Origin of the sequence: Hydrogenovibrio sp. 3SP14C1 (assembly GCF_029625905.1) — a bacterium.
Classification (GTDB): domain Bacteria; phylum Pseudomonadota; class Gammaproteobacteria; order Thiomicrospirales; family Thiomicrospiraceae; genus Hydrogenovibrio.
Genome location: NZ_JARTLM010000121.1, coordinates 1 through 271, shown reverse-complemented (window position 1 = coordinate 271; position 271 = coordinate 1). Strand labels below are relative to the sequence as shown.

The window sequence follows — 271 nt, the reverse complement described above, 5'->3', positions numbered from 1 at the left end:
ACCGGTTTGTCAGGAGATTTCAGCCCGGCGCGCGACAGCTTGATGGCTGCCGACAGCGTATCGATGGCTTCGTCCTGGCCGAATACCAGCATTTTCAGGTCGCGATCCAGCTTCTCGAGCAGTTTACGATCCGAACTCGACACGCTCTTGGGCGGTATGCGGGCAATTGATGCCACCACGGCTTCGACCTGCTCCACATCGATGGTTTTGGCACGCACTTCCGGCGGCAGCATGCGCTGGTGGGCACCAGCCTCGTCGATGACATCGATGG

1 pseudogene is annotated in these 271 nt (G+C 59.8%); it reads right to left on the bottom strand.

Features of this window, described 5'->3' with window-relative positions:
• Nucleotides 1-271 (bottom strand): annotated as a pseudogene (gene clpA / locus P8629_RS11890) (ATP-dependent Clp protease ATP-binding subunit ClpA); the annotation flags it as partial.